Origin of the sequence: Stenotrophomonas sp. YAU14A_MKIMI4_1, from assembly GCF_003086855.1 — a bacterium.
Lineage (GTDB): Bacteria > Pseudomonadota > Gammaproteobacteria > Xanthomonadales > Xanthomonadaceae > Stenotrophomonas.
Window position 1 is genome coordinate 2,243,788 of the sequence record NZ_CP025998.1, and the last position, 25,953, is coordinate 2,269,740.

Here is a 25,953-nt window from a genome sequence, read left to right on the forward strand (position 1 = left end):
CTCAGTTCCGTCGCCGCCACCCAGCCGACGCCCTCCAACCCGTGCACCGATCTACAATAGCCCATGGCCGCTTCGCCCACCCTGGACCAGTTGCGCCGCTACGCGGTGTCACGCTCGTTGTTCGCGCCTACCACGCTGATGGTGGCGATCCGTCGCCTGGGGTTCGTGCAGGCCGATCCAATCCGCGCGCCCGCCCGTGCCCAGGACCTGACCCTGCGGCACCGGGTGAAGGACTATCGCGCTGGTGATCTGGAGCGGCGCTATGCGCGGCTGCCGGTGGAAGAAGACTGCCTGGTGAACTACGGCTTCCTGCCGCGCGAGCACGTGGCGCTGATGCACCCGCGCGTGCCCAAGCGGGCCTGGGATGCGGCCACCCGGCGCCGCGCCGAGCAGGTGCTGGCATTCGTGCAGGCGCAGGGTGCGGTGCACCCGCGCGAGGTGGGCCAGGTCTTTGCGCATGGACGGGTGACCAATTACTGGGGCGGCACCAGCAACGCCAGCACGCAGCTGCTTGATGGCATGCACTACCGCGGGCTGCTGCGGGTGCAGCGGCGTGACAGTGGCACCCGCATCTACGCACCGGCGCTGCACGCGCCGCTTGAGGCCGATGGCCTGACCGCGCAGCAGCGTGCCGAGGCCTTGCTGGCCCTGGTGGTGCGCAAGTACGCGCCGCTGCCGGCGGCCAGCCTGACCTATCTGGTGCGGCTGCTGGGCTACGGCGCTCCGCACCTGGCCGCGCCGCTGCAGCAGGCCCTGCGCGACGCGCGCGCGCAGTTGGCCAGCTGCACGGTCGATGGCACGGTCTGGTTCTGGCCGGCCGACGAGAACCCGCGTTCGCGACGCCACGCAGTGGATGAGGCCGTGCGCCTGCTGGCGCCGTTCGATCCGGTGGTCTGGGACCGTCGCCGCTTCGAACAGCTGTGGGGCTGGGTCTACCGGTTCGAGGCCTATACGCCTGCACCCAAGCGGCGCTTCGGCTACTACGCGTTGCCCCTGCTATGGCACGACCAGGTGATTGGCTGGGCCAACGTGGCGGTGGCCGGCGGCCAGCTGCTGCCGCAGTTCGGTTACATCGGCGGCGCCGCACCGCGCGGTGCGGCGTTCAGCAACGCGCTGGACGATGAGCTGCAGCGCATGAGTCGTTTCCTGCTGGACTAGCGCCCGCCATCTCCGCGCGGCGACCGGCGGACGCGGGCACGCGCGCGGTATAGATGGTCATCGGCGCGGTGGATGGTGTCGGCCACGCTTTCGCCGGGCACATGCTGCGCTGCGCCCATCGAGAAGGCGCAGGGCGAATCGCTGCAATGATCGTTGTACCAGCGCTCCAGTTCCTGCAGCCGTGCCGGGTCGGGGTTGTTGGACACCACCAGGAATTCATCGCCACCCAGCCTTACTACGGCCTCGTCCTTGCCCAGCGGTGTACGCAGGAAGGTGGCGAAGCCGACCAGGATCGCATCGCCGCGGCGATGGCCTTCGCTGTCGTTGATCTGCTTGAAGTGGTCCAGGTCGAACACCAGGCAGGCCCAAGCTTGTCCGGTCTGCGCTTCCAGGGTGTGCAGGTAGCGCCGGTTGTTGCACTGGGTCAGCGGATCCTTGAAGGACAGTTCGCGCAGCTGCTGTTCCTGGGTGCGCAGGGCGGTGACATCCTGCGCGTGGCCCAGCACATAGGGCGGCTGCGCTTCCGAATCCAGCACGTTGTGGTAGGCCCAGTAGCGCCGGGTGCCATCGGCGGCGATCAGTTCAATCACGCCCGAATCGGTGTGGTTGGCGCCGATGCGGCGCAGATAGGCGGCAAAGTGGTCCTGCTTTTCCTCGGGCATGAACTCGCCCAGGCTGCGGCCGACCACGTGCGCTTCGTCGTAGCCCAGCGACTGCATGGCGGCGGGGTTCACCGAGGTGAGCGTGCCATCCAGGGTATGGGTGCAGATCAGCCCCAGGCTGTAGTGGAACAGGCGCCGGTAGCGCACTTCGCTGGCTTCCAGCGCATCGCGGGTGCTGCGTTCCTCGCTGATGTCCTGGATGGCGCCGACCAGCCGCTGGCGGCCTTCGACGATCTGCCGGTTGCCGACCACGCGCACCCAGATGTCGCGCCCATCGGCGGTGGTCATCGGCAGCTGCAGTTCGTACGGTGTGCCTTCGTCCACGCAGCGCTTCACCGCCGTCTGGATGATGCCGCGGGTGTCGGGCCGGTAGAAGGACAGGGCGGTGGCCAGCGTGGGTTCGTAACTGGAACGCACGCCGTGGATCTGCTTGGTTTCGCGGGTCCAGCGCACTTCGCCGGTGGCCAGCTCCAGTTCCCAGCCACCCACGCGCGCGGCGGTGTTGGTGCGCTCCAGGAAATCTTCGCTGCGCTTCAGTTCGCGGTGCAGCACGCGCGCTTGTTCCACCTGGGCCAGCAGCGCGCTGCGTTGTTCCAGCACCTGGGTGGTGACCCGGCCCAGGTGCACCATCAGTTCGCGCTGCGAGGGCGAGAGCACGCCGGGCAGGGTGTCGAGCAGGCACAGCGTGCCGATCTGTGCGCCGTGCGCCGTTTCCAGCGGAATGCCCGCGTAGTGGCGGATGCGCGGCCCGCCCAGCACCAGCGGGTTTTGCTGGAAACGTGGGTCCTGGCGCGCATCGGCAACTTCCATCAGCCCCTGCTGCTCGATGGCGTGGGTGCAGAAGGAGATGTCACGCGGCGTTTCGCAGGTGCCTTCCAGGCCGATGTTGGCCTTGAACCATTGGCGATCGTGGTCGACCAGCGAGATCAGGCCGGTCGGCATGCCGGTGGCGGCGCGCGCGGCCGCCACGATGGCGTCGAACACGGGTTCCGGTGCGGTATCCAGCACCCCCAGGCGATTCAGTTCTTCAAGTCGGGCGACTTCATCCATGGCAAGCATGTGCTGTGTAGGGAAGTGTGGTGCTGCGACCTGCGGTCCGATGCTGGCAATGAACGGGTTATGCTGATGCGCACACCAGTGAAGCGTGCGTCAATGCGGGGTACTGGCGCATTGACGCAGTTCACGAAGCAGTGCAGCCACGCGCGCCGCACGCTTCCTGTTGCATTGCCGCATTCAACGCCGCGCGTGCGCCACCAGGGCCAGCACCACCGCACCGGCGGCCACGCTGGTATGGCCCGAATACAGCGCCAGCCCCAGGCCAAGGCCGCGCAGTGCGATGGCCACGCCGAGCGCCATCAACAGCAGGCTCCAGCCAGCCAATCGCCAGCGCCGTGAACTTGCCGGCACGAGGCTGCGGCCCAGCAGGTCGCGCTGGTGGCGTTCCATCGCCAGCGCCAGGCAGGCAAAGCCGGCGCCGCACAGCAGCAACAGCAGGGCGTGCATCACGAGGCCACCCCGCTGGCAGCCGCAGTGCGTGGCGCGCGTGCACGGGCGACTCGCGGAGTGAAGCGCCAGGTGCGCCAGGCCAGGCAAGCGTGCAGGCCGGCCAATGCCAGCAGGGTCAGGTCGGTACCGGCAAAGGCCCAATCGGCGGCCGGCAGGGTGACCCACAACGGGCGTGCGGTGGTCGCTGCGTTCAGTACCGGCACCAGGGCCAGCAGCATCGCCGCCAGGCAGAACTGTTCCACCCAGGCGCGTTTGGGCGTGCGCAGGCAGGCATGGACCAGCATGGCTGCCCACACGATGAAGAACACATGCACTTCCCAGGCGGCCCGTTGCGGCAGGCTGATCGGCAGCAGGCGGTTGGCCCAGAAGAACGCTGCCATCGCCACCGACAGCCCGGCGACGGTGGCGATGTTCAGGCGTTCCACCAGGCGGAAGCCGAAGTACGGCCGCTTCGGGTCTGGCAGTTGGCTGCGCCGTTTCACTGTCCACAGCACCAGGCCGGTGCCGACCATGGCCGTGCCGACCAGGCTGACCACGAAGTACAACCAGCGCGTGGCGGCGTCGGCGAAGCGGCCCAGGTGCAGGCCGTACAGCACGCCCTGGGTCTGCGCGGCCGCGCCGGAATGTTCCTTGGCCTGCAGCAGGCGGCCGCTGCTGCCATCGAACAGCAGGTAGTGCGGCGTGGTGGACACACGGCTGGACTGCGCACGCACCACGGCCACCCGCGCGGCGGCATCGCCGGGGTTCTGCACCTGCACGGCGCCGATGCTGCCGACCCCCCAGCGCTGCTCGGCCTGGGCGACCAGTGGCGCGACATCGACCAGCGCGGCGGCTACGCCGGCGGCAGGCTGGCGTGGCAATGACAGCCGCATTTCACTGGTCACCTGCTGTTGCTGGCGCTTGTCAGGCAGTTTCGACAGGCCCCAGGGCATGTACAGCACCGCCAGCATGACCAGCCCGCTCCAGGTGATCATGAAGTGGAAGGGCAGGCCCAGCACCGATACCGCCGCATGGCCATCCAGCCACGAGCGCTGCCCCTTGCCCCAGCGGAAGGTGAAGAAGTCGGCGAAGATCTTCTTGTGGGTGATCACCCCGCTGACGATGGCCACCAGCATGAACATGGCGCACAGGCCGACGATCCAGCGCGCCCACAGCGCGGGCATGTAGTGCAGGTTGAAGTGGAAGGCGTAGAAGAAGTCACCACCGGCAGTTTCGCGCGAGGGCAGCGGCGTGCCGGTGGCGGCGTCGAACAGGCCCGACTGCATGCCGTGGCGACCGCCACCCCCGCCCGCGGGCGCCCACATGGCCGCTACCCAGGGCGTGCGCGCGGTGGGCAGGGTCAGGCTGATCTGGCGGGCGCCGGGGCTGTCGTGCTGAAGCTGCGCAATGAGCCGTGCGCTGGTTTCTGCCGGGGGCGGCAGCTGCTGCGGCGTGGCGATCTCCGGCCGCGTGTAGCGCGAAATCTCGTCGCGGAAGTAACTGGCGGTGCCGGTCAGGAACATGGCGTACAGGATCCAGCCGGCCAGCAAGCCCACCCAGATATGCAGGTCGGACATGGTCTGGCGGATGCCACGTGGCTTGCTGGCGCGTGTGGCAGTGGTCGTGCTCATGCGCCCCCCGTGCCGTGCACGGCCAGCGTGACCAGCCACAGTGGCACCGCCAGCAGCGCCAGGCCGGCCCATGCGCGGCGCGCCGAGCGTACGGCGAACACCCACACCACCGCGCCGGCATACAGCAGGAAGCTGGCCAGCATGTCGGTGAACACCGCCTGCTGCGGGTCGATGGGCAGCGACAGCGCGGCCACGCTGCACAGCGCGGCCAGCAGATAGCCACCCAGCAGGGCGGCGACAATACGTGACAGCAGCGGCAGCCATGCGGCCAGCGCTGCCCAGCGGGAATCAATCACCGGAACAACCTCCAGGGCGCCACGCCGCGCGGACGTGGCGCGGGCAGGGATCAGAAATCAATCGTGGCTGAAAGCACGGCGGTGCGCGGTGCGCCCAACCCGGAACCGAGGCTGCCGGCCCAGTACGCCTTGTTGGTCAGGTTCTGCACGCTGGCGCGCAGCACCAGCGGCTTGCCTGCGGCATGGGTGGCATAGCGCGCGCCCAGGTCGTATACCGTGCGGCCGGGCACCCATTGGCTGTTGTCGGCGTTGATATAGCCCTTGGACAGGCTGATGGCATTGCCGGTGACGGTCAGGCCCGGCAGGCCGGCCACGTCCCATTCCAGGCCCAGCTTGCCCTGCCACTGCGGGGTGGCCGTGGCCAGGCGGCCCTGGTTGATGCCGCCCTGGGTGCGGGTCAGCTTGGGCTGCAGCCAGCCGATGCCACCGACCACCCGCAGCTGTTCGGTGGCCTGGCCGAACACGCTCCATTCCACGCCACGGTTGCGCTGCTGGCCCCCAAACGAAAACACATTGCTGGCCGGGTCGGTGTAGGAGGCCGGCTTGTTGATCTCATACACGCTCAGCGAGCTGGCCATGCGCCCCAGGTCCAGCTTGGCGCCGGCTTCGCGCTGGCGCGTTTTGTAGGGCGGGAACACTTCGCCGGCATTGGCGGCGGTGACCGGTGCAGTGCTGCCCTGGCTGAGGCCTTCGATGTAGTTGGCGTACAGCGACAGTCGTCCGCTGGCCTTGAACAGCAGGGCGGCGGCCGGCGTGTTGGCGCTGGCGTCATAGCGCGCCGTGCGCTTGCCGCTGCTGCCATCCAGGGTATCGCTGAGCACGTTCTGGCGGCGGATGCCCAGGGTCAGCTGCACGCGTTCGTCAGCGAAGGACAGGGTGTCGGCAATGCCGACCGTGGTGGTGCGCACTTCGCCGGTCTTGGGCAGCGCAGCGTTGCTGTAGCTGCGGTCGATGGCCGGACCCCAGTGGGTATCGTAGATACTGGTGACCCAGTCACTGGCCAGCATGTTGCGCAGGAAACCGAAGCGGTACTCGTGGTGGTACCAGGCCGCGCTGACGGCCACCGCGTGGTCGACCGCGCCGGTGCGGAAGCGCGCCGTCAGGCCGGCTTCGGCGGTGTCCTTGCTGTATTTGAAGCGCTGGTGGGCGAAGTTGTTGCGGAAGTCGCCGGCGGCGTTGGTGATGAGCGTGGTACCGCTGGCGATGGAGTCGAAATCGGTATTGCCATGGCCATAGGCGGCGTGCGCGGACAGGTGGTCGTTGATCTCCATTTCCCAGCGCAGTGCGGCGCCCCAGTCCTTGACGTTGCTGAAGGTCCAGTCCGGTGCGAACAGGGTGTCGGCCTTCGGCGGGCGCGGTACGGCCAGGCCGCTGGCCAGCGAGACGCCGCGGTTCAGGCCATCCACGTGGTCACGGCTGGCGAACACATCCATTGACACGCGGCTGCGCTCACCGCGCCAGTCCAGGCCCAGCGAGGCCAACTGCGCGCGATGCTGCTGGTTGTCGGTGGCGGTGTCGCCAGAGCGATGCACGGCGTTCAGGCGCACGCCGAACTGCTTGTCCGCGCCGAAGCGACGGCCGATATCCAGATGGCCGCCCAGCTGTGCATCGCTGCCATAGCTGGCGGTGAAGCGGGTCAGCGGCACATCGTCGGCGCGCTTGGGCACCAGGTTGATCGCCCCACCCACCGAACCGCCGGGCGGCATGCCGTTCAACAGCGCGGACGGCCCCTTCAGCACTTCCACCCGTTCGGCCAGCTCGGGCGAGACGCGGTAGTAGGGAATCAGGCCGTACAGACCGCCGAAACCGATGTCCGAGGAAGCAACGCTGAAACCGCGGATGCTGAAGTAGTCGGTGATGCCGCCGGTGGAGCCGCCGTTGTAGACGCTGGGATCGGTGGCGGCGATCACCCGCACCAGGTCCGGTGCCTGCAGGTTCTGGATGTAATCGGCGGTGTAGCTGATCGTGTTGAACGGGGTGTCCATGAAGTCCAGTTCACCCAGCAGGCCAGCGCGGCTGCCGCGGGCGACCTGGCCGCCGGCATAGACGCCGCTGTCGTCTGCCTTGTCGGCGCGCACGTTCACCGAGGGCAGCTCGGTGGCAGGGTCGGCGGCGCCGCCGGTGGGGCCTGCTTCGGCGTGCGCGGTGGCGGCCAGCAGCAGCGAGGGCAGCAGCGCCAGGCGTGCGGCGCGCACCAGCGGGCGCAGCGATGGCAAGGGAGAAACGATGACGCGGGACATGGCAATACTCGTCGAGGGGAGGGAGTGGGTTCGGCCAGGGCTACGCCGTCGCGGGCCTGTGCACAGGGCGACGTAGACGGCAAGGTGGCTGGCAGAACGCACGCCGTTCCTGCGGCGGGCAGGGGCGCGGACTGTGGCTGGGTGCAACGGTTCCGTACCCTGCACGGGCACGGAGCTGGAACAGGGGTCAGATGTCGTCGGCGAGGTCGTCGACATCCTGCAGGCCACCGCCCTGGTCCAGCACACGCTGGTAGTTCAGGCGACGGCGCTGGTCGGTTTCGGTGGTGGTTTCGCCGCGCTTCCAATAGCCGGCCACGGCCACGGTCTCGCGCGGCAGGCCAGCGTGCTGCAGGAAATGACGGCGCAGCTCACGCATTTCCTCGCGCTCACCGGCGGCCCAGACCACGCTGCGGCGGCTGTCGGCCACGCAGGCCTGGGCGGTGCGCAGCAACGGGGTGGGGTCGGTCGGCGTGGGGGCGTCCAGGCGGTGTACGTGCACGCCCTCGATGGCCGGCAGTTCGTCTACCGCCTGCGCGTCGTCGCTGGCGATCCAGAGATCGGCCCGCAGTGCGGTTGGCCATTGCTGCAGCAGGGCAGACACGGCCGGCACGGCACTGGCATCGGCAAACAGCAGCGCATGGCCGCCGGCCGCTTCGGGCACCTGCAGGTGCGGGCGCGGTCCGGTCAGCGCGAACACATCCCCCGGCTGCAGGGCACGCACCCAGGCCAGCATGGGGCCGGGGGCGGCATGCAGCACCACGTCGAACACGAACTGGCGCTGTGCGGTATCCACGCTGCGCACGGTGTAGATGCGCGAGACATCGTCGAACGCGGCGCCCAGCTGGATGCGTACGGCGGTGTTGGCGCGCAGCCAGGGCGCCAGCGGCGCATGTGCCGGCAGGCGGCAGGTGACCCGCAGCAGGCTGGGCGTGGCGTGGCTGGTGTGGACCACGGTGACCTGCAGCGCCTGCAGGCCACGATCGTGGTCGGCGCCGCGCAGCGTGCCCTGGACGGGCGCGGCGGTGGGAAGAACAGACATCGGCAATCCAATCCGGGTACGAATGCGAATTAGTTACATCATAGTAAACTAAATTCGCGGTACTGCAACGCGGCCGCTCCCGCGCGCATTGACCTGCGCCCGCGCGGTGACCACCATGGCCGGGTTCCTGTCCACCTGCCGCACCGGAGTTCCATGGCTGCACCCCACACACCTGCCGCGCGCGGCCGACCGCCGTCGATCACCCGCGAGCGGATCGCCGATGCCGGCATTGCGATGACCCTGCCGAAGCTGAGCATCGTGGGCGTGGCCGGGCTGCTGGGCGTCAGCCATATCGGGCTGTACAAGCATGTGGCCAACCTGGCCGCGCTGCGCAGCCTGGTGGCCGAGGTCATCTTCGAGCGCTGGCAGCCACCGGCCGTAGACGCAGGGCGGGGCAGTACGCTGCAGGCCGACCTGCTGGCGTTCCATCGTTCGCTGCGCGCCCTGGTAGACCAGAATCCGGGGCTGGCCCCGTTCCTGGCCACCCACGGTGCCAAGACCGAACAGATGGTGCTGCGCATCCAGCAGCACCAGGCCGCGTTCGCCGCTGCACATGGTCTGTCGGTTGCGCAGGCGGCGTGGCTGCTGTCCACCGTGGCCTACCACTGTGTTGCGCTGGCCGATACGGTGTACTCGCGCCACCTGCCCATCGACACCGACCGCCGCCCCTACGATGCGGCGGCGGCCGAAGCCGAGTTCGAACGGGGCATGCAGGCCTTGATCGACGGCGCGGTGGCCATGCTGTCGCAGGTGGAACGCTAGCGCAGCGGCGCCACCAGGATCGCCGCGTCCAACACCGGCAATGCCTGCGGCGCCTGCCCCGAGGAGGCGACCAGGCGGATTTCCAGCGTGGTGCTGCCGCCCGCGGCGGCCGAAAGCCCGCTGAAGGCCGCCAGCTTCTGCGGCAAGGGCACCGCGAACGTGGTCGGATGGCTGTGGTCCATGCCCGGCATGCTGGGACCGAAGAACGACACCGTGCCGGCATAGTACGGGCTGTCCGCATCCACGCTGCGCACGCCGGCCGGGGCGTTCACCAGCACGTCGAATTCGCGCGCATTCTGCAGGCCCTGCGGGCGCTCCAGAGTGACTTCGGCAATCAGCTGGCGCGGTTCGGTGGCGGCCAGGTGTGCACGCACGGCCGCGCGCGGTACGGCCACACGCACCGCGTCCTGCGCACGGGTGCCGCGCACCAGGGTTGCTTCGGCGGCACCAGGAACAGCAGCGGCCGCCGCGCTGGCCACCGCGTTGGCACCGGCACCGTACGCGTAGTCGTAGTCGTAGTCGAAGGCCTGGGTGGTGAAGAAATCGCGCGCCGTCTTGTTGCCCACCGGGCGGCCCTGGGCATCGACGAAGAAGCGGAAGGGTTCGCGCATGAACTGTTCGCGGGTGGCCGGATCGGTGGGCATGATCGGGCGGCCGAAGCGTTGCTGCTGCTTGGTCCAGACATCCCACAGGCGGTCCATGTTGGCGTGGTGCAGGTAGAAGATCGGATCCAGCGGTGACAGGAAGTTGGTCATGTTGCCGTAAGGGCCGGGATCGACCGCACCGACGCCGCCAATGCAGTTGTGCACCTTGTTGTGCGGGAAGCCTTCCAGCACCGAGAATTTCGTGGCGCCGTCGGGTTGCAGCACGTGCGAGGCGGTGCGCGAACTGGTGAAACTGCGGCTGATGTCGGGGTTGTTGAAGTCCTGCGGTGACAGGCCGGCGCGGATGGTATCGGGCGATACTGCCGAGGCGGTCTTCGGGTCCAGTTGCGGGTGGTCGTTCCACAGGTAACGGGCGCCGCAGGTGACCGCGTAGGCGGCATTGCCGGAAATGCCGGTCTGTTCCTTGGCGTTGTAGCCGGTCACATCGTTCCAGACATCGTCCATGCTGTTGTAGCCGCGCAGCGACAACTGCTTGCGCTGGTCCGGGTCCAGGGTGGCCCAGTAGCGCTGCAGAGCCGGTTTGATGAAATCGGTGAACACCGCCAGGTTGCGGGTGTAGCGCGAATAGGCCGCGTCGGTGGGGGTCAGCACGCCCTCGAACATCGACGGTGGGATCTTCGGCAGTTCGGTCCAGTCCCAGTACGGCATGGCGAATTGCGGATCGCCGCTGAGGCTGCGGATGGTCTGTTCGAAGTAACCCACATAGCCGCGGTGCCAGACGTAGAACCACCAGTTGCCGTGCGGGCAGTCCATCAGGTGCACGAAGGCATTGCGGAACCAGTTGCGTGGATCGTCGGGCGGCAATGCCAGCATGGCGCGGATGCCGCGCGCATAGCTGGCCAGCATGCGCTGGCCCTGTGGGCTGGTGACGCTGTAGCGCTGGAAGCGCGCCGCGCCGGCTGCGGCGGCCGCAGGGGCATCGTCGGCCAGTGCCGCCGGCGCCAGCGAGGCCAGCGATGCGCTGGCGGTGGTTGCGAGGAAATCACGTCGTGTGAGGCGCATGGCATCCTTCCTGGTGTGTGGTGGAACCGCATGGGGTCGCACAGCACGGCAGGGGCCGGCGGCGTGGCCGCGGGCCCAACGGATACATCCCGTCCGTTGCCTGCCCGTGGCGGTGGCGCAGCGGCAACCGGGGGCAGGCGGCCGTAGTATAGGCACCGCCTGCGGCCCGGTTCTGGGCAGCAGGGCACACTCGGAAAGACGCTGCGCCGGTTGTCAGCGCGATCCTTGGGGGTTCAGGTAGAGGCGGGCGCCATCGGCGACCCGGCGCCCTGACCAGCGGCCGCTGCCGCTCTGGCGGAAGCGCGCGATCACCGTGTTGTTGGTATCGGTCAGCAGCAGGTCGTTGCCCGACAGCAGCCAGCGGTTCACCGAGAACACGCCGTCGGGGCAACCGGCCGGCACCCAGGCGCCGTAGCCACCGAACCAGGTGCTGTCCTTCAGTTCAATGGTGCAGCTGTTGCCGCCTTCCTGGCCCAGGGTCCACTGGCCGAACAGGTCGCGTTCGTCCACATCGTCGCGCCGGTGGCGTGCGCCATGGCCCCGGCTCTCACCCCAGTCGTCGTCAGCGCCGTCGTCGATGCTGATGTCGATCTCGCTGCGGCTGCTGCGTGTCTGGGTAGTCTCGCTGGAGGTGGTCTGCGTGGTGGTGCTCTGTTCGCCCACCGGTGGCGGGGCGTCCTGCGCGGTGGCGGGCAGGGGGCCTGCCAGGGCCAGGCTGGACGACATCAACAGCAGCACGGAACGGGTGCGGATGACCATGGTCGGTGCCTCGAGGGGAGCGGCGGAAGGGCGCGCGCGCCCAGCCTGGCCCCGGCCCTGCATCGGAGGCGTGAACTAGCCGGTCTGCGCCAGTGCAACCCGCACCCGGGTGGCCAGCTCGTCGATGGTGAAGGGCTTGCCGATCAGCTGCACCCGGGCATCGAGCACACCGTCGTCCACCAGCGCATTGCGGCTGTTGCCCGTTGCGTACAGCACCTTCAACCCGGGATGCCGGGCCAGCGCCTGCTCGGCCAGCTGGCGACCGTTGACTTCAGGCATCACCACGTCGGTGAACAGCAGGGCGACGTTCGGATGGGCATCGAGCAGGGGCAGGGCGCTGGCGGCGCCATCGGCGGACAGTACGTCGTAGCCCAGCTCGGTCAGCGCATCGACCGAGAAGCGGCGCACCGCCTCGTCATCGTCCACCACAAGGATGCGCTCGGCGCCTCCGTCCGGCGGCGTGGCCGGGCTGCGTGAGGGCGGCCGCGCCGACGGCGCCGCTTCACCCAGCAGGCGCGGCAGGTAGACGCGCACGCAGGTGCCGTTGCCGGGGCTGGAGTCCAGCGCCACATGGCCCGCCGACTGCTGCACGAAGCCATAGACCTGCGACAGCCCCAGGCCCGTGCCCTGGCCGACGTCCTTGGTGGTGAAGAACGGATCGAAGGCGCGCGCCTGCACGTCCGGCGCCATGCCGGTGCCGGTGTCGCTGACCGCGATCAGCACGTAGTCGCCTGCAGGAATGCCGGGATGGGACGCCGCGTTGCCGATGTCGATGCGGCAGTTGCCGGTCTCCACCTTCAGGCGACCGCCGCCGGGCATGGCATCGCGGGCATTCACGGCCAGGTTCAGGATCACGTTTTCCAGCTGGTTGGCGTCGGCGTGGGTCCACCACAGATCGCGGCCCAGTACGGTTTCCAGCATGATGCTGCTGCCCAGCGAATGCACCAGCAGATCGCTCATGCCGGCCAGCAGGTGATTGCTGTCCAGGGCGACCGGTTGCAGCGGCTGCTGCCGCGAGAACGCCAGCAGGCGCTGGGTCAGCTGCGCGGCACGCTGGGCACCATCGAGCGCCATTTCAATGTAACGGTGGGCGCGGCTGTCGCTGCTGTCGATGCGCAGTGCCAGCAGATCCAGCGGGCCGATCACCGTGGCCAGCATGTTGTTGAAGTCATGTGCGATGCCGCCGGTCAACTGGCCTACCGCTTCCATCTTGCGGCTCTGGCGCAGGGCATCTTCCACCCGCAGGCGTTCGGCCACTTCGGCGTGCACGCGTGCTTCCAGCTGCTCGTTCAGTTCCTGCAGGCGCGCATCGGCGGCCTTGCGGCGGGTGATGTCGATGGCCACGCCCAGCATGCGCACGCACTGGCCGTGCTCGAAGATGCCACGGCCCGTGGCGGCCACCCAGCGCACGATGCCGTCTTCCTTGCCGACGGTGCGGTATTCCACATCGTAGCTGGCACGCCGGGCCGGATCTGCGGCCGCATCCAGCGCGGCCAGGGTGGCGTCGCGGTCGTCGGGGTGCAGGCCGGCGCGGAAGTCGTCCATGGTTACGTGTGCACCGGCGGAGATGCCGAACATGGCCTTGGTACGGGCCGGCCAGATCAGCAGGTCGCGCACCAGGTCCACATCCCAGAAGCCCTGTTCACTGGCGTCGGTGGCCAGGCGCAGGCGCTCCTCACTATCGGCCAGCGCGGCTTCGGCGGCCTTGCGCGCGGACAGGTCCAGCATGGCACCGATCATGCGCAGCGGCTGACCCTGTGCATCGCGCAGCACCGCGCCGCGGTCCAGTACATCGGCATAGCTGCCATCGGCGCGGCGGAAGCGGTACTCGTCCATCCAGGCGCTGCCCTGTCCGTCGATCACGGCGTGGATGCTGGCATCCACCCGTGCGCGGTCGTCAGGATGGATGTGGTCCAGCCACCACTGCGCCGTGGAGGTCTTCACCGCGTGGCCGAACAAGTGGTTGACCGCTTCGTTCCAGATCACGTGGCCATCGACGATGCGCCAATCCCAGATGGCATCGTTGGTGGCCTGCGCGGCCAGCCGGTAGCGCTCCTCGATATCCAGGCGCTCGGCTTCGGCGGCCTTGCGGTCGGTAATGTCCAGCGAGGTGCCGACCAGCCCGATGACGGTGCCATCGGCATCACGCAGTGGCGCCTTGGTGGACAGCCACCAGGCCTGCCGGCCATCGGCGTAGCTGATCTTCTCTTCCAGCTGTTCGGTGCGGCCACTGGCCATGATGCGTTCGTCGGTGGCCATCACTGCCGCGGCCTGCGCGGGGTCGCCCAACAGTTCGGCGTCGGTCCGGCCCACGTATTGCTGCGGCGGCAGGCCGATCAGTTCGGTGGCGCCATGGTTGCCCATCAGCAGCCGGCCCTTCCGGTCCTTGGCGTACATCACACCGGGCGCGGCTTCCATGAACGAGCGCAGCAGCGCCTGTGCCTGGTCGCGTTCGGCCTGCACGCGCAGGCGCTCGTCAATGTCGATCAGCACGCCTGGGAACCCGGTCGCGCGGCCGCTGGCATCGCGCTCGATCCGGCCGATGCCTTCCAGCCAGTGGTACTGGCCGTCCTCGCCACGCGCACGGTAGGGGTGGGCGAAGCGGTCGCCGTCGCGCACGGCGGCGTCGATGGCGGCGGTCAGCCCGGGCAGGTCGTCGGGGTGGATGGCGCCCAGCACGTCGTGCAGCTGCAGCTTCTGCCCGGCCAGTGCCGGGTCCAGGCCAAAGGCGCGGGCCAGGTAGGCATCCACGGTCAGCTGGTCGTTGGTTACGTCCCAGAACCAGGTGCCGACGATGGCGCCGGCGGCCAAGGCCATGTTCACGCTGGCCGCAGCGCGTGCCGCAGGGAAATCGTTCGGGGGTGCAGCGTTCACGGCGGTCTCGGCAGCTAAAGAGTGGGCCCCGGCCGCCAGCGGCGGGGGCGCCAGTCTAGATCAGCCGGGTGTGGTCAGGGCGTGGTGCCCGGTGGCCCGTTGCGGTCGGGATCGGGCGCGACCCGTGCCACCCGCTTGCGGTAGTCATGCACGTTGTCACCGCGCACGCGCCGTTCCTGGGTGCCGGTAATGCTGTCCACCCGCCGGTCCGAGCCGGTGACCGGCTTGGCGTCGATCTCGGTTTCGTGCTCGAACCCGTGCGACTTGTCGGTGTTGCGGTAGTAGCGGTACAGCGCCCAGTACAGCGCCGTGGCGCCTGCCGGGCCTGCGGCCAGCAACCAGAGACCAGCGTCATCACTCATGTCGTTGCCACCAGGAAGGCGATTGCGAGGGCTTCGATGATCGTGCCGGTGGTGAGCGCGGCCAGCAGCAGCTTCCACTGCTGCACCGGCACGCTGCCCATGGTTTCACCGGTGCGGCCGTTCACCGCGATGTAGTGCAGCATGCCGCCGTTGCGGCCGGGCTGGTGGTAGGAATACAGCCAGACCGGCAGGTACATCGCCACCCAGCGGGTACCGTGCACCTGCAGTTGTTCCTGTTCCCAGCGCACACCGCGGTCGTAACGGTTCACGCTGCGCTCCACCTGCGCGCGGGCAATGGACAGCAGCTGGTCTTCCAGCCGCGGCCGCAGCTTTTCCACGTCCAGGTCGCGCTTTTCCGAGGTGAAGCCTGCCAGGTAGGAGGCGTTCCACTTCACCGCGTTCTTGGTATCGAACGGCAGGATGGTGTTGATGATGTTGTTGGTGTTGGCGCGGGTGTCCAGATTGCCGCGGTCGGCCGAGGACTCCAGCGGCAGATCGTCTACGGTGAAATCCACCTGGCGTTCCACCTGGTAGATGTCGGCATCGTAGTAGGTCTGCTTGTTCTTTTCCGTGCCGCGGGTGTACTCGCGGGTCTTGATCTCGCCCTTGCCGGCCACTGCCGCGCTCACATTGCCGTCCACGATCATGTAGGGCAGGTACACGCCCACCACGTTTTCCGGGGTGAACTGGTCCTTGAACGCCTTCAGCGCGAACATGCGCCGCTTGTCCACGAACTGGCGGATGCGGGCGACGGCGTCGTCCTTGCGGATATGGAACGGCAGCACCGCGTCGGGCACCGCGCCGTTGGCAATCTGCTCGTTCACCCCGAACACGTGCCGGCACCAGTGGCAGCGGGCGGTCATGGTGCTTTCGGTATTGACCGTCACCTCGGCGCCACAGCCGGTGCACTTGAAGGTCATCAGTGCCGACAGGTCGGCATCGATGTCGCGCGCGCCGCTGGCGATCACCGTGCCGCGAAGCTCGCCGATGGCCTCGCCCAGGCCGAAGGCTTCCTCCACGCGGGCGCCGTGCCATTCGTGGCGGCAGAACTGGCAGACCAGGATGTCGGTGCCCAACCGTGGCCGGATATCGGTGGCGCCACACTTGGGACAGCGGTTCAGGCCGTCCTTCAGTTCGCTGGCCGCGGTGTCGATGGCCAGCGGGTCGGGCGCCTCGATCTCATCGCGGATCGCCTGCGGAAGTTTCGAGGTGTCCAGCGGGAAGCTGCCGGGCGGCGGCGGTACATCCTGCGGCGAGCCGGGTCCATCCAGCGCCGCCCCGGGCAGGGGCGGCGGCGTGGGTGCAGCGGGCGGCACGGGGGGCAGGGGCGGCGGGCTGTTGCGTGGATCGGACATGGTGGTGGTCGGTCCTGCCGGTTACAGCCCCAGCGCCTTGGCCTTCAGCGCGTCGTAGTCGCTCTGCGTGATCAGGCCCAGGTCCAGCATTTCCTTGGCCTTTTTCAGCTTGGCCACCGGGTCTTCCGCCGCCGGGGCGGTGGGCTGCTGCAGGTTGCCGGCACCGAACATGCCCGAGGCCATGCCCACGCCCACCAGGCCGGCCGCGCCGCCGTTCTCGCCGGCCGACTGGATGCCTTGGGCCACGCTGGCCTGCAGGTTGGAATTGCCGCGCGCACCGGACAGAGCGTCGGCGCGCTGCACGGTCTTCAGCAGTTCGCGGGTGTTGGCGTCGTACTCGATGGAGACGATGGCCGTCTTGACGATGGCCAGGCCGCGATCGCTCTGCCACTGGTAGGCCTGTTCCACCGCGGCCGACAGGCTCTGCGCGAAGCCGATCGAATCCTGCTGCAGCTTGGTGATGCGGTTGCCCTTGGCCGGGTCGTTGCTGTACAGGCTGAAGGCCGGCGCCAGCGAACCCACCACTTCATTGAACAGCTGGGTGGCGGCGGCATTGTCCATGTCGGTGAAATCGAACACCTGGCCGGGCTGCAGGTAGCTGGCCGGCACGAAGTTCTTCACGAACAGGATCGGGTCAACGATCTTCAGCGTGTACGAGCCACGGGTGACCGCACCAACCTGGGTATTGAGGAAGGCATCGTCCCAGTAGATTTCCGACTGGGTGCCGAAACGGTTGTCCGGCAGTTCCTTCAGCGAGACAAAGAACGCTGCCTGCTGCGAACCGGGCTGGCCGCCGAACTTGAAGCGTTCCCAGCTCTGCTTGATGAAGGTGCTGACCAGCCCATCGCCGGCGAAGATCGATTGCGAGTTCAGATCGTCCGAGCGCCATTCATAGCCACCGGGCTCGGCCACGAAGGCGGTGATGGCACCGTCCTGGAACAGCAGCAGGCCATAGCCTTCGGGCACGACGATCTTCGAGCCGTTGCTGATGATGTTGGACGAACCGCTGGTGTTGGAGCCGCGCCCGGCATTGGTGCCACGCGGCACCGCCGCGAACAGCGCCGCCGTGGACGGCAGGCCCGTCGGCACGGTGTAGAAATCCTTCCACTGGTCGGCCAGAACACCGCCTACCGCACCCTTGACCGCCTGTACCAGACCCATGACCTGCTCCGTGTGATTGTCTGGGCAGACTATATATCAGCGCGGGCAGGGCGCGTTGGGGGTGGAAACCACCCCCGCTGCGGCGGTTACATCATGGCCCGGTTGATCAGGCCCCAGCCGATCAGCACCACCAGCAGGGCCGGCAGGGTCACAAACGAGGCGATCATCCAGCGCAGGGCCTTGCGCGAGGTGACGGCGGCCGGACCCATCTGCCCGGTCGCCTTCAGCGACGAGGTCTTGTTGGCGTAGACGGTGGCCACGATGCCGAAGGGCCAGAAGCCGCAGAAGATGCTCAGGATCGCGGCGAACAGGTAATCCTTGGGCGGATTGGCCGGTGCTGCATTCTCCATGAAAACGTTTCCTCCATTTTGGAGGCGCGATTATGGGGCAGCCCATGGGCCTTTGGAACGGCACGTTGCGCTTCTAGCGCACGGATTGAGGCACCCGTCGCAACTTGCTGATGTCATAGCCCATCGCCTGGATGCGGGCGACCGCCTGCTGGTACTGGGCCTCGCTCACCTGCGGGGTGCGGGCCATGTACCAGACGTAGTCGCGCTTGCTGCGGCCGACGATGGTCTGGCCGTAGTCCGTATCGACCCAGGCGATGATGTATTCGGCCTGGATGGGCCAGACGAACTGCATGCCCCAGACCGCGCCGGCGCCTTCCGGTTCCACCCGGCCAATGGGGTGCATGGTTTTCAGCGGCGCCTGGAAGCTGCCCTTGCGGTAGGTAAAGGTGGTCTGGATGCGGCCATCGGGGCGCGGTGCGTAGCTTTCCACCGCATCGAAGGCTTCGCGTTCGGGCCAGGACGGAATATGAGCGATCACGTACCAGTCGCCCATGAAACGCGGCACATCCACCGACGCCGGGCGCGGCAGGGGGCGGGTGTCCTGGCTGCTGCAGCCGGTGCCGAACAGGGCCACGGCCAGCAGGGAAAACAGCGGCGGCATGCGCATGGTGGGCCTCGCTCAGCGGGGGCGGAACAGGTAGTGGGCAACCAGCCACTGCTGGCCGTCGTCGTAGCCGAACAGCTCGGCGCAGGCCATCCAGAACATGCGCCAGCGCTGCCACCACACGCGTGCGGCGGCGTCGCTGCCATAGGTCTGGGCCAGCAAGGGCAGCAGTTCTTCGCGCGCTGCATCCTGGTTGGCCAGCCAATGGTTGGCCGTGCGCTGGTAGTGGGTACCGTCCAGCAGCCAGCGCTGCTGCAGCTGCAGGTCGTGTTGGAAATGCAGCAGGGTATCGGCGGCTGGCATCAGGCCGCCGGTGAAGAAGTGACGACCCATCCAGTTGTCATCGCCTTCGGTTTCGAACGGGTACATCAGCGTGCGGTGCGCGAAGATGTGCACGAACAGCGCGCCGTGCGGGCGCAGCCAGCCTGCGATGCGCCCCAGCAGCTGCGCGTAATTGCGCACGTGTTCGAACATTTCCACCGAGACGCAGCGGTCGAAGGCGTGCCCGGGCAGCTCCAGCAGATTCACGTCACGGGTCAGCACCTGCACGTTGCGCAGCCCGCGCGCTTCGCATTGGGCCATGATGTGCGCGCGCTGGCTGTGCGAGTTGGACACGGCGGTGATGCGCGCCGTGGGATAGCGCTCGGCCATCCACAAGGTGAGCGAGCCCCAGCCGCAACCCAGTTCCAGGATGTCCTGGCCATCGGCCAGGCCGGCGCGCTCGCCATACAGTGCCAGCATCGCATCCTCGGCCTGGTCCAGCGTTTCGTGACCGGTACGGTAATAGCAGCTGCTGTACTTCAGCCGGTGGCCCAGGCACGCCTGGAAGAACGCGGCAGGCACTTCATAGTGCTGGCGGTTGGCCGCATCCACGTGCAGTGCCAGCGGGCTGCTGGACAGTTCCTGCAGGCGCTGCTGGAACCGTTGCGACTGCGCCTGCAGGCCGCCGGCCTGTTCTTCGGCCAGGCGTTGCGCACACATGCGGCGGATGCCCAGGCGCAGCGCGGCATCGGGCAGCCAGCCGCGTTCGGCCCAGCCGGTCAGTCCGGTTTCAACCAGGGTGGGTGGGGTGAGCGAAGTGACCGCATTCATGGCGAGGGATCCTTGGGCGAGCGGGGGAACCACGGGAAGAACATCGGGGTGCTGCGCTGGTACTGGCGGTAGTCCTCGCCACGGCTGCGCAGCGCCTGCTTTTCAGTGAACGGAACGCCGCTGAGGTAGCGCAGGAACACGTACATCAGCAGCGGGCCGGCCCAGGCCAGCCACCACAGCGGCGAGCCCACGGCCAGCAGCACGTAGGCGAACCAGTGCAGCCATTCGAAGAAATAGTTGGGGTGCCGCGAGTAGCGCCAGAGGCCGTCGCGGCAGGTGCGGCCCTTGTTGGCCGGGTTGGCGCGGAAACGCGCCAGTTGGCGGTCGGCCAGGCTTTCACCGCCCACGCTGAGCAGCCAGACTGCCACCGCCGCGGCGATCCAGCCCCCCATCTGCGTGCTGGTATTGGCGGCCACCGCAACGAACGGCAGGGCGAACAGCACTACCAGCAGCGCCTGCGCCATGAAGAAGCCGAAGATCTTGCCTTGGTGGCCGTGCCAGTGTTCACGCAGGTAGCGGTAGCGACCGTCTTCGTCTTCGTGGCGCACGCGCTGCCACAGGTGCAGGGCCAGCCGGGTGCCCCACAGCCCGCCCAGCACCGCCAGCGCGATACGCGGTGCCGGCACCCCCTCACCCAACCAGGCCAGCAGCAGCGCAGCGGCCGCCACGCCCTTGGCCCACAGCACATCGACCACGCCGATGTTGTCGTGGCGGCGCTGCCAGGCCCAACCCCAGCTCATCACCAGCGCGGCATACAGCAGCACCCACAGCAGGCCGCTCATGGTCGCGCCCTCTGCAGCAGGGGCCGGCGCGGTGCGCGGGCGCCATGGCGGGCCATACCGACCAGCAGCGGCAGTGCCACCGCCCAGCCCAGGCCCAGCAGCGCCAGGCCCTGCCAACGGGGTTCAGCGAAGGCGACCGCATCGAAACCGCGTGCGGCCGACAGGTAGGCCAGCGGCGCCAGCAGCAGGCCGAACAGGATCGGCAGCAGCCAATGCCGCTGCAGGAAGGCCATCGATGCGGTCAGGGTCATGGCGAAGGCGGCCCACAGCGCACAGATCCACGGCGGTGGTGCCCAGCCGAATGGGGCGGCGGCATAGCGCACGCTGCCGGTGGCGGCCACCACGCCGTCCACCAGCCACGCGCAGGCCAGGGCCAGCGCCAGCAGTTTCAGGTCCAGTCGGGGCTGTGGCGAGGTCATCAACTGGCTGCCGATATAGATCGTCGCGGCCAGCAGGGCCGGCCACTGCCAGCCGCGTGCGGCACCGGCCACGGCGCACAGCCAGACTGCCTGGTTGCCGAGCAGATTGACCCAGGTGCGGCGCATCTCACACCGCCTGCCCGGCATTGCCGGCGGGGCGGAAGCCGGGGCGCGCCAGCAACAGGTGCGACACGCCGATCGAACGCTCCAGGAAGCCGCCCTCGCAGTAGGCCAGATAGAACTCCCACAGGCGGCAGAAGCGCGCGTCGAAGCCTTGTGCCTGCACGGCGCTGCGCTGGGCCAGGAAGCGCTGCCGCCAGGCGCGCAGGGTCAGGGCATAGGAGTGCCCGAAGTCGTGCTGGGCCACCAGCTGCAGGTCGCTGCTGCGGGTCTTGGCGGCCATGATCGCGTTGATGGAGGGGATGAAGCTGCCGGGAAACACGAAGCGCTTGATGTAGTCCACGCTGCGGCGCGCCTGCTCGTAGCGATGGTCTTCGATGGTGATCGCCTGCAGCAGGGCTACACCATCGGGCTTCAGCAGGCGCTGCAGGGTGGCCAGGTAAGTGTCCAGGTATTCGGCGCCAACGGCTTCGATCATCTCGATCGAGACCAGCTTGTCGAACGGCCCCTGCAGGTCGCGGTAGTCCTGGGTAAGCAGGACGATGCGGTCCTGCAGGCCGGCCTCGCGCACGCGTTGCTGCGCCAGCGCGTGCTGTTCGGCGGAAATGGTGGTGGTGGTCACATGGCAGCCGTAGTGCCGTGCGGCATGCAGGGCGAAGCCGCCCCAGCCGGTGCCGATTTCCACCACGCGGTCGCCCGGCTGCAACTGCAGCTGCTGGCAGATGCGGTCCAGCTTGCGCTGAGATGCGGCTTCCAATGTTTCCTGTTCGTTGGCGAACAGTGCCGAGGAATACATCAGGTCCGGCGACAGGAACAGGCTGAAGAAGTCGTTGCCCAGGTCGTAGTGGGCGGCGATGTTGCGCCGGCTGCCGGCGCGGCTGTTGCGGCGCAGGCGGTTCCAGCCGCGCAGCAGCCAGCCGCCCACGCGCGCCGGGCCGCGCTCCATGCCGTCCAGCAGGTCGCGGTTGCGAACCAGCAGCTGCACCAGCGGCACCAGGTCCTCACAGCGCCAATCACCGTCGATATAGCTCTCGCCCGCACCCACGCTGCCCTGCGCGGCTACCTTGCGATAGAACGCCGGGTCTTCGATGGTCACCGTGGCGTGCAGCTCGCCGCCGGGTTCCCCCAGCCGTTGTTCGCCGAAGGCATCGCGCACCAGCAGGCTGCCTTCGCGCAGCGGTGCCAGCTGGTCCAGCAGGCGGCGGCGCAGGAAGGCGTCCAGCGCGCCGGGCGGGGCCAGGGACACCGAGGGAGTGAGTTCGTTCATCGCGGTTTCTCGGCAAGGGAAGGGTGGTCGTGCACAGGGTTGCGCTTCAGCCACAGGCGCAGGGCCTGCCAATGAATGGCGGCCACCACCTGCACGGTCATCAGGGGGTAGGCGGCCAGCACCCGGGCCAGGCCGGGCCCATCCAGCGGCCGGCGCTGCATGTTCTGGGTGGCATCGAACTGGCGCACACCGTCGCGCCAGACCTGCATGTGCACGCGCAGTTGCTCGCCGGGCAGGTTGAAGCGCCAGTCGTAGTGGCAATCCATGGCCATGAACGGCGATACATGGAAGGCCTTGTCGAACTGCCAGCGCAGATCCTGGTTGCCATGCAGGGCACGCGCAACCGGCAGCACGTAGGCGTGGCGCTCTTTCCAGGGCGTATTGGTGATCTCGGCCACGATGCAGTCCAGGGTCTGGCCATCGGCGCGATAGCAGTAGTAGAAGCTGACCGGATTGAACACATGGCCGCCAAAGCGCAGGTGGGTGAGCAGCCGCACCGGGCCCTGTGGGCGATAGCCCAGCTCGCGGGCCGCATGGTCGCGCACGGCATCGGCCAGCGGCTGGTCCGGATCGCCGAAATAATCGCTGCGGCGGAACTCGGCCACGTTGCGGCGGTTCACCGACCACAGCCAGCGCCCGGCAAACACGCTGTCCAGTTCGTTCAGATCCAGCAGCAGCTGCGCGATCGGGTAGCGGAACGCATGCGCGTGCGGCTGGTGACGGCGGTGCAGCACATGGCCGAAGTAGAGGGCGCTGCCGCTCATGCCGGCACTTCCACATCGAAGGTGCTGCTGGCCTGGGCGGTACGCTCGCGCAGCGCATCCACCACCCGGCGGGCGCTGCGGATGCCGTCCTCGTGGAAGCCCCAGCCCCAGTAGGCGCCAGCAAACCACGTGTGGTGGCGACCCTGCACTTCACCCCAGCGCTGCTGTGCGCGTACGGCAGCGTGGTCGTGCACCGGGTGCGCGTACTGCAGGCGGCGCAGCACCTTGTCCGGATCGATGGCATCGCTGCGGTTCAGGGTGACTACCAGTGGCGTATCGCCGGGCAGGCCCTGCAGCAGATTCATGCAGTAGCTGACCGTGCAGGCCGCATCGGGCGCGCGCGGCACATGGGCATTCCATGCGGCCCAGGCCTTGCGGTTGCGCGGCAGCAGGGAGGCATCGGTGTGCAGCACGGCTTCATTGGGCTGGTAGCGGATCGCGCCCAGCACCGCGCGTTCCACTGGGTCCACCTGCTGCAGCAGGGCCAGGGCTTGGTCGCTGTGGCAGGCCAGGATGACTTCATCAAAGCCTTCCACGCCGGCGGCACTGTGGATGCGTACGCCCCACGGCAGGCGTTCCACCGCGTGTACCGGGCACTCCAGGCGTTCGCGTACCTGCCAGCGCGCGCGCAGGGCATCCACGTAGCGCACCGAACCGCCGCGTACCACCCGCCACGGCTGGCGCCCGGTTATCTGCAGCATCTGGTGGTTGGCCATGAACTGCACCAGGTAGCGCGCCGGGAAGTCCAGCACCGTGGCCGTGGGCGACGACCACAGCGCCGAGGCCATCGGCAGCAGGTGCTCATCGACGAAGGCCTGGCCGTAGCCGTGCTGCTGCAGGTATTGGCCCAGGGTGGGGCCGTGTTCTTCCTGCAGCAGGGCCGGCGCCTGGCGATAGAAGCGGCGCAGGTCGGCCAGCATGCCCCAGAAGCGCGGCGAGACCAGGTTGCGGCGCTGGCAGAACAAGCCATCAAGCGAAGTGGCGTTGTACTCCACGCCGCTGCGCTCGCTGTGCATGGAAAAGCTCATGGTGGTGGGCTGCGAGGCCACGCCCAGCTCGTTGAACAGCCCGGTGAGCAGCGGGTAGTGCTGCTCGTTGAAGACGATGAAGCCGGTATCGACGGCGAGCGGGCGCCCATCCACGGTGACGTCATGGGTGTGGGTATGCCCACCCAGATAATCGTTGGCCTCGAACAGCGTGACTTCATGTTCGCCGTCCAGCCACCAGGCACTGGCCAGCCCTGCAATGCCCGATCCGATGATTGCGATGCGCATGTCAGTGCCTCGCCTTGGCCAGCACCCAGTCGGGTATGGGTTTGAGTCCTTTCACCAGGCCGACCGCCGCCATCGCACGCAGGCCGTACCAGGTCAGGTCGACTTCCCACCAGCGGAAACCCTGGCGCACCGTGCCGGGGAAGAAGTGATGGTTGTTGTGCCAGCCCTCGCCGAAGGTGAGCAGGGCCAGCCACAGGTTGTTGCGGCTGTCATCGCGCGTATCGAAGCGGCGGCTGCCGAAGCGATGGGCCAGCGAATTGATGGTGACCGTGGCGTGGAACAGCACCACGGTGGAGATGAAGAAGCCCCAGACCAGCAGCTGCGGGCCGCTGGTGTGCAGGCCCGGCGCGGTGTGCTGCAGCAGTTCGCCCAGCCCGAACAGGGCCGCGGCCAACAGCACCGGCACGGCGATGTCGAAGCGATCCAGCCAGCGCAGCTCGGGGTAGCGGGCCAGGTCCGGCACGCGGCTGAGATCGGTGCTGAAGGCTTCGCGGGTCAGGAACCAGCCCATGTGGCTGCGCCAGAAGCCGACTTCGTTCGGTGAATGCGGATCCTGCGGCTGGTCGGCATGGCGGTGGTGATGGCGGTGGTGCGCGGCCCACCACAGCGGCCCGCGCTGCACGCTGGCGGCGCCGATCACCGCGAACGCGAACTGCACCGGGCGCGAGGTCTGGAAGGTGCGGTGGGAAAAATAGCGGTGGTAGAAACCGGTGATGGCGAACATGCGCACGGCGTACAGTGCGGCCGCCACCGCAACGGCGGTCCACGAAACCCCCACCCAGATCACCCCCAGGCAGGCCACGTGCAGCAGCACGAAGGGCACCGCGCGCAGCCAGTCGATGCGCCCGGCCTGCGCTGCCGGCACCTCGGTCGCAGTGCTGCCGGTGTCGAACCAGCGGCGCAGGGTGCGCAGCAGGCGGGCGCGTCGGCGGGGCAGGGGCGCAGCTGCAGACATGTTCGGTTTCCGGAAGGCGCGTGTGTAAGTGCCTACGTTGCAACAGCGCGATTGGATGCAGTGCATTCGCATCCGTGCCGTAATTCACCTGGACGTAACACCACACCCGTTGACCAGCGGAATCTCCTGCTCGCGTTGCCACTGGCTGCGGCTGGCGGGCACAGGGGGATTCCTGAAGGCCACGCGCACCTGCGGGTAGCGTCCTTTGCCGTCACGCAGATTGCTGGTGCCGTTGAACTCAAGCAGGCGACGGTCGGTGTTGGCATAGACCAGGCTCAGGCCGGGTGCCACTGCGCCGTACCAGGCATCCAGGCGCACGGCAAAGGACTGCGCCGGCCGGCCCTGCCATTGCAGCGCGCCGCGGTACTGCACCTTCAGCGGGTAGAAGCGCTGCCGCCCCGGCACCAGGAAGGACAGGGTGACCGGCTGCCCACGCAGCAGGCTGTCCCAGTGCTGGCGCACGGCGGCATCGAAGCCGGCATCGATCACCGCGTCTGCCGGCAGCGCGACCCGTGCCTGTACTGGCGCCGCGTCGCCGGCTTCCCGCCACTGCACCTGCACGGCCGTTGCGGAAACATCCAGCGTGGCGGCCTGGCCGCTGCGCCGGTCCTGCAGGCTGTAGCCGCGCGCGGCGGGGCGGCCGGTGGCGGGCAGTTGCTTGCGGGCGAAGGGCTGGCCCGTTCTGCAGCGGTATTCCACCCAGCGCTGCGACCCTTCGTCCGGGCCCTGCTGCCAGTGCACCTCGCGGTAGGCCACGCGCCCGTCCGCGGTGGTGGCCACGCCTTCGCTGCGCAGCAGGGCGGGTTCGGCATGGGCGCAGACAGGCAACAGCAGCAGGTAGGCACAGGTGCGCATGGGCGGCTTTCCGTCGGGTC

24 protein-coding genes are annotated in these 25,953 nt (G+C 68.3%); 2 read left to right on the forward strand and 22 right to left on the reverse strand.

Annotated elements, in window-relative coordinates; genetic code table 11:
- Positions 1-63: 63 nt before the first annotated feature.
- Positions 64-1,158 (forward strand): crosslink repair DNA glycosylase YcaQ family protein, encoded by a 1,095-nt coding sequence (locus tag C1931_RS10365; protein ID WP_108756257.1) that lies wholly within the window; start codon positions 64-66, stop codon positions 1,156-1,158.
- Here C1931_RS10365 and C1931_RS10370 read toward each other — a convergent pair.
- The 6 genes from C1931_RS10370 to C1931_RS10395 form a co-directional block, all read right to left on the reverse strand.
- A complete protein-coding gene (locus C1931_RS10370; protein WP_108757730.1) occupies positions 1,155-2,870 on the reverse strand; it encodes a PAS domain S-box protein in 1,716 nt (571 codons plus the stop codon). The genes C1931_RS10365 and C1931_RS10370 overlap by 4 nt on opposite strands.
- A 183-nt stretch (positions 2,871-3,053) precedes the next feature.
- Positions 3,054-3,323, reverse strand: coding sequence for a DUF3325 domain-containing protein (locus C1931_RS10375; protein WP_108756258.1), 270 nt, complete (start codon positions 3,321-3,323; stop codon positions 3,054-3,056).
- Positions 3,323-4,936, reverse strand: coding sequence for a PepSY-associated TM helix domain-containing protein (locus C1931_RS10380; protein ID WP_108756259.1), 1,614 nt, complete (start codon positions 4,934-4,936; stop codon positions 3,323-3,325). Before C1931_RS10380 ends, C1931_RS10375 begins: the two co-directional genes overlap by 1 nt.
- Positions 4,933-5,232: a DUF3649 domain-containing protein gene (locus C1931_RS10385; RefSeq protein ID WP_108756260.1), complete on the reverse strand. Its 300-nt coding sequence runs from the start codon at positions 5,230-5,232 to the stop codon at positions 4,933-4,935. Before C1931_RS10385 ends, C1931_RS10380 begins: the two co-directional genes overlap by 4 nt.
- Before the next feature lie 50 nt (positions 5,233-5,282).
- Positions 5,283-7,472 (reverse strand): TonB-dependent siderophore receptor, encoded by a 2,190-nt coding sequence (locus tag C1931_RS10390; protein ID WP_108756261.1) that lies wholly within the window; start codon positions 7,470-7,472, stop codon positions 5,283-5,285.
- Between the two features lie 187 nt (positions 7,473-7,659).
- Positions 7,660-8,511 carry an SIP domain-containing protein gene (locus tag C1931_RS10395; RefSeq protein ID WP_108756262.1) on the reverse strand — a complete coding sequence of 284 codons (852 nt, stop codon included), beginning with the start codon at positions 8,509-8,511 and terminating at the stop codon, positions 7,660-7,662.
- A 153-nt stretch (positions 8,512-8,664) separates the two neighbouring features.
- On the opposite strand from C1931_RS10395, the gene C1931_RS10400 reads away from it, so the two are divergent.
- Entirely contained in the window at positions 8,665-9,273 is a 609-nt protein-coding gene (locus C1931_RS10400) for a TetR family transcriptional regulator (RefSeq protein WP_108756263.1), read from the forward strand.
- Here the strand turns inward: C1931_RS10400 and C1931_RS10405 are convergent.
- From C1931_RS10405 to C1931_RS10480, 16 genes are all read right to left on the reverse strand, one after another.
- The gene (locus tag C1931_RS10405) at positions 9,270-10,940 is read right to left on the reverse strand and encodes a tyrosinase family protein (RefSeq protein ID WP_108756264.1); all 1,671 of its coding nucleotides are present in this window, start codon (positions 10,938-10,940) and stop codon (positions 9,270-9,272) included. The two genes, C1931_RS10400 and C1931_RS10405, sit on opposite strands and share 4 nt — an antisense overlap.
- A 213-nt stretch (positions 10,941-11,153) precedes the next feature.
- Positions 11,154-11,699, reverse strand: coding sequence for an AprI/Inh family metalloprotease inhibitor (locus C1931_RS10410; protein WP_234412801.1), 546 nt, complete (start codon positions 11,697-11,699; stop codon positions 11,154-11,156).
- 75 nt (positions 11,700-11,774) lie between these two features.
- Entirely contained in the window at positions 11,775-14,573 is a 2,799-nt protein-coding gene (locus C1931_RS10415) for a PAS domain-containing protein (protein WP_234412802.1), read from the reverse strand.
- Positions 14,574-14,647: 74 nt separating this feature from the next.
- Complete coding sequence (locus C1931_RS10420) at positions 14,648-14,935, reverse strand: hypothetical protein (protein WP_108749726.1); 288 nt, start codon at positions 14,933-14,935, stop codon at positions 14,648-14,650.
- Positions 14,932-16,290, reverse strand: coding sequence for a hypothetical protein (locus tag C1931_RS10425; protein WP_108756266.1), 1,359 nt, complete (start codon positions 16,288-16,290; stop codon positions 14,932-14,934). The genes C1931_RS10420 and C1931_RS10425 overlap by 4 nt, the downstream gene beginning before the upstream one ends.
- 21 nt (positions 16,291-16,311) lie before the next feature.
- Positions 16,312-17,451 (reverse strand): SPFH domain-containing protein, encoded by a 1,140-nt coding sequence (locus C1931_RS10430; RefSeq protein WP_108749724.1) that lies wholly within the window; start codon positions 17,449-17,451, stop codon positions 16,312-16,314.
- 86 nt (positions 17,452-17,537) lie between these two features.
- The gene (locus tag C1931_RS10435; RefSeq protein ID WP_108753195.1) at positions 17,538-17,801 is read right to left on the reverse strand and encodes a CD225/dispanin family protein; all 264 of its coding nucleotides are present in this window, start codon (positions 17,799-17,801) and stop codon (positions 17,538-17,540) included.
- 73 nt (positions 17,802-17,874) lie between these two features.
- Entirely contained in the window at positions 17,875-18,408 is a 534-nt protein-coding gene (locus C1931_RS10440; RefSeq protein ID WP_108753194.1) for a lipocalin family protein, read from the reverse strand.
- Between the two features lie 12 nt (positions 18,409-18,420).
- Positions 18,421-19,497 carry a class I SAM-dependent methyltransferase gene (locus C1931_RS10445; RefSeq protein WP_108756267.1) on the reverse strand — a complete coding sequence of 359 codons (1,077 nt, stop codon included), beginning with the start codon at positions 19,495-19,497 and terminating at the stop codon, positions 18,421-18,423.
- A complete protein-coding gene (locus tag C1931_RS10450; RefSeq protein WP_108756268.1) occupies positions 19,494-20,279 on the reverse strand; it encodes a DUF1295 domain-containing protein in 786 nt (261 codons plus the stop codon). The genes C1931_RS10445 and C1931_RS10450 overlap by 4 nt, the downstream gene beginning before the upstream one ends.
- The gene (locus tag C1931_RS10455; protein WP_108756269.1) at positions 20,276-20,824 is read right to left on the reverse strand and encodes a DUF2878 domain-containing protein; all 549 of its coding nucleotides are present in this window, start codon (positions 20,822-20,824) and stop codon (positions 20,276-20,278) included. Before C1931_RS10455 ends, C1931_RS10450 begins: the two co-directional genes overlap by 4 nt.
- Before the next feature lies 1 nt (position 20,825).
- Positions 20,826-22,085 (reverse strand): cyclopropane-fatty-acyl-phospholipid synthase family protein, encoded by a 1,260-nt coding sequence (locus C1931_RS10460; RefSeq protein WP_108756270.1) that lies wholly within the window; start codon positions 22,083-22,085, stop codon positions 20,826-20,828.
- On the reverse strand, positions 22,082-22,849 hold the full coding sequence (locus C1931_RS10465) for a DUF1365 domain-containing protein (RefSeq protein ID WP_108756271.1): 768 nt from the start codon (positions 22,847-22,849) through the stop codon (positions 22,082-22,084). The genes C1931_RS10460 and C1931_RS10465 overlap by 4 nt, the downstream gene beginning before the upstream one ends.
- On the reverse strand, positions 22,846-24,123 hold the full coding sequence (locus C1931_RS10470; RefSeq protein ID WP_108756272.1) for an FAD-dependent oxidoreductase: 1,278 nt from the start codon (positions 24,121-24,123) through the stop codon (positions 22,846-22,848). Before C1931_RS10470 ends, C1931_RS10465 begins: the two co-directional genes overlap by 4 nt.
- Before the next feature lies 1 nt (position 24,124).
- On the reverse strand, positions 24,125-25,078 hold the full coding sequence (locus C1931_RS10475; RefSeq protein WP_108756273.1) for an acyl-CoA desaturase: 954 nt from the start codon (positions 25,076-25,078) through the stop codon (positions 24,125-24,127).
- A gap of 84 nt (positions 25,079-25,162) precedes the next feature.
- Positions 25,163-25,933, reverse strand: coding sequence for a hypothetical protein (locus tag C1931_RS10480; protein WP_108756274.1), 771 nt, complete (start codon positions 25,931-25,933; stop codon positions 25,163-25,165).
- Between the last annotated feature and the right edge of the window lie 20 nt (positions 25,934-25,953).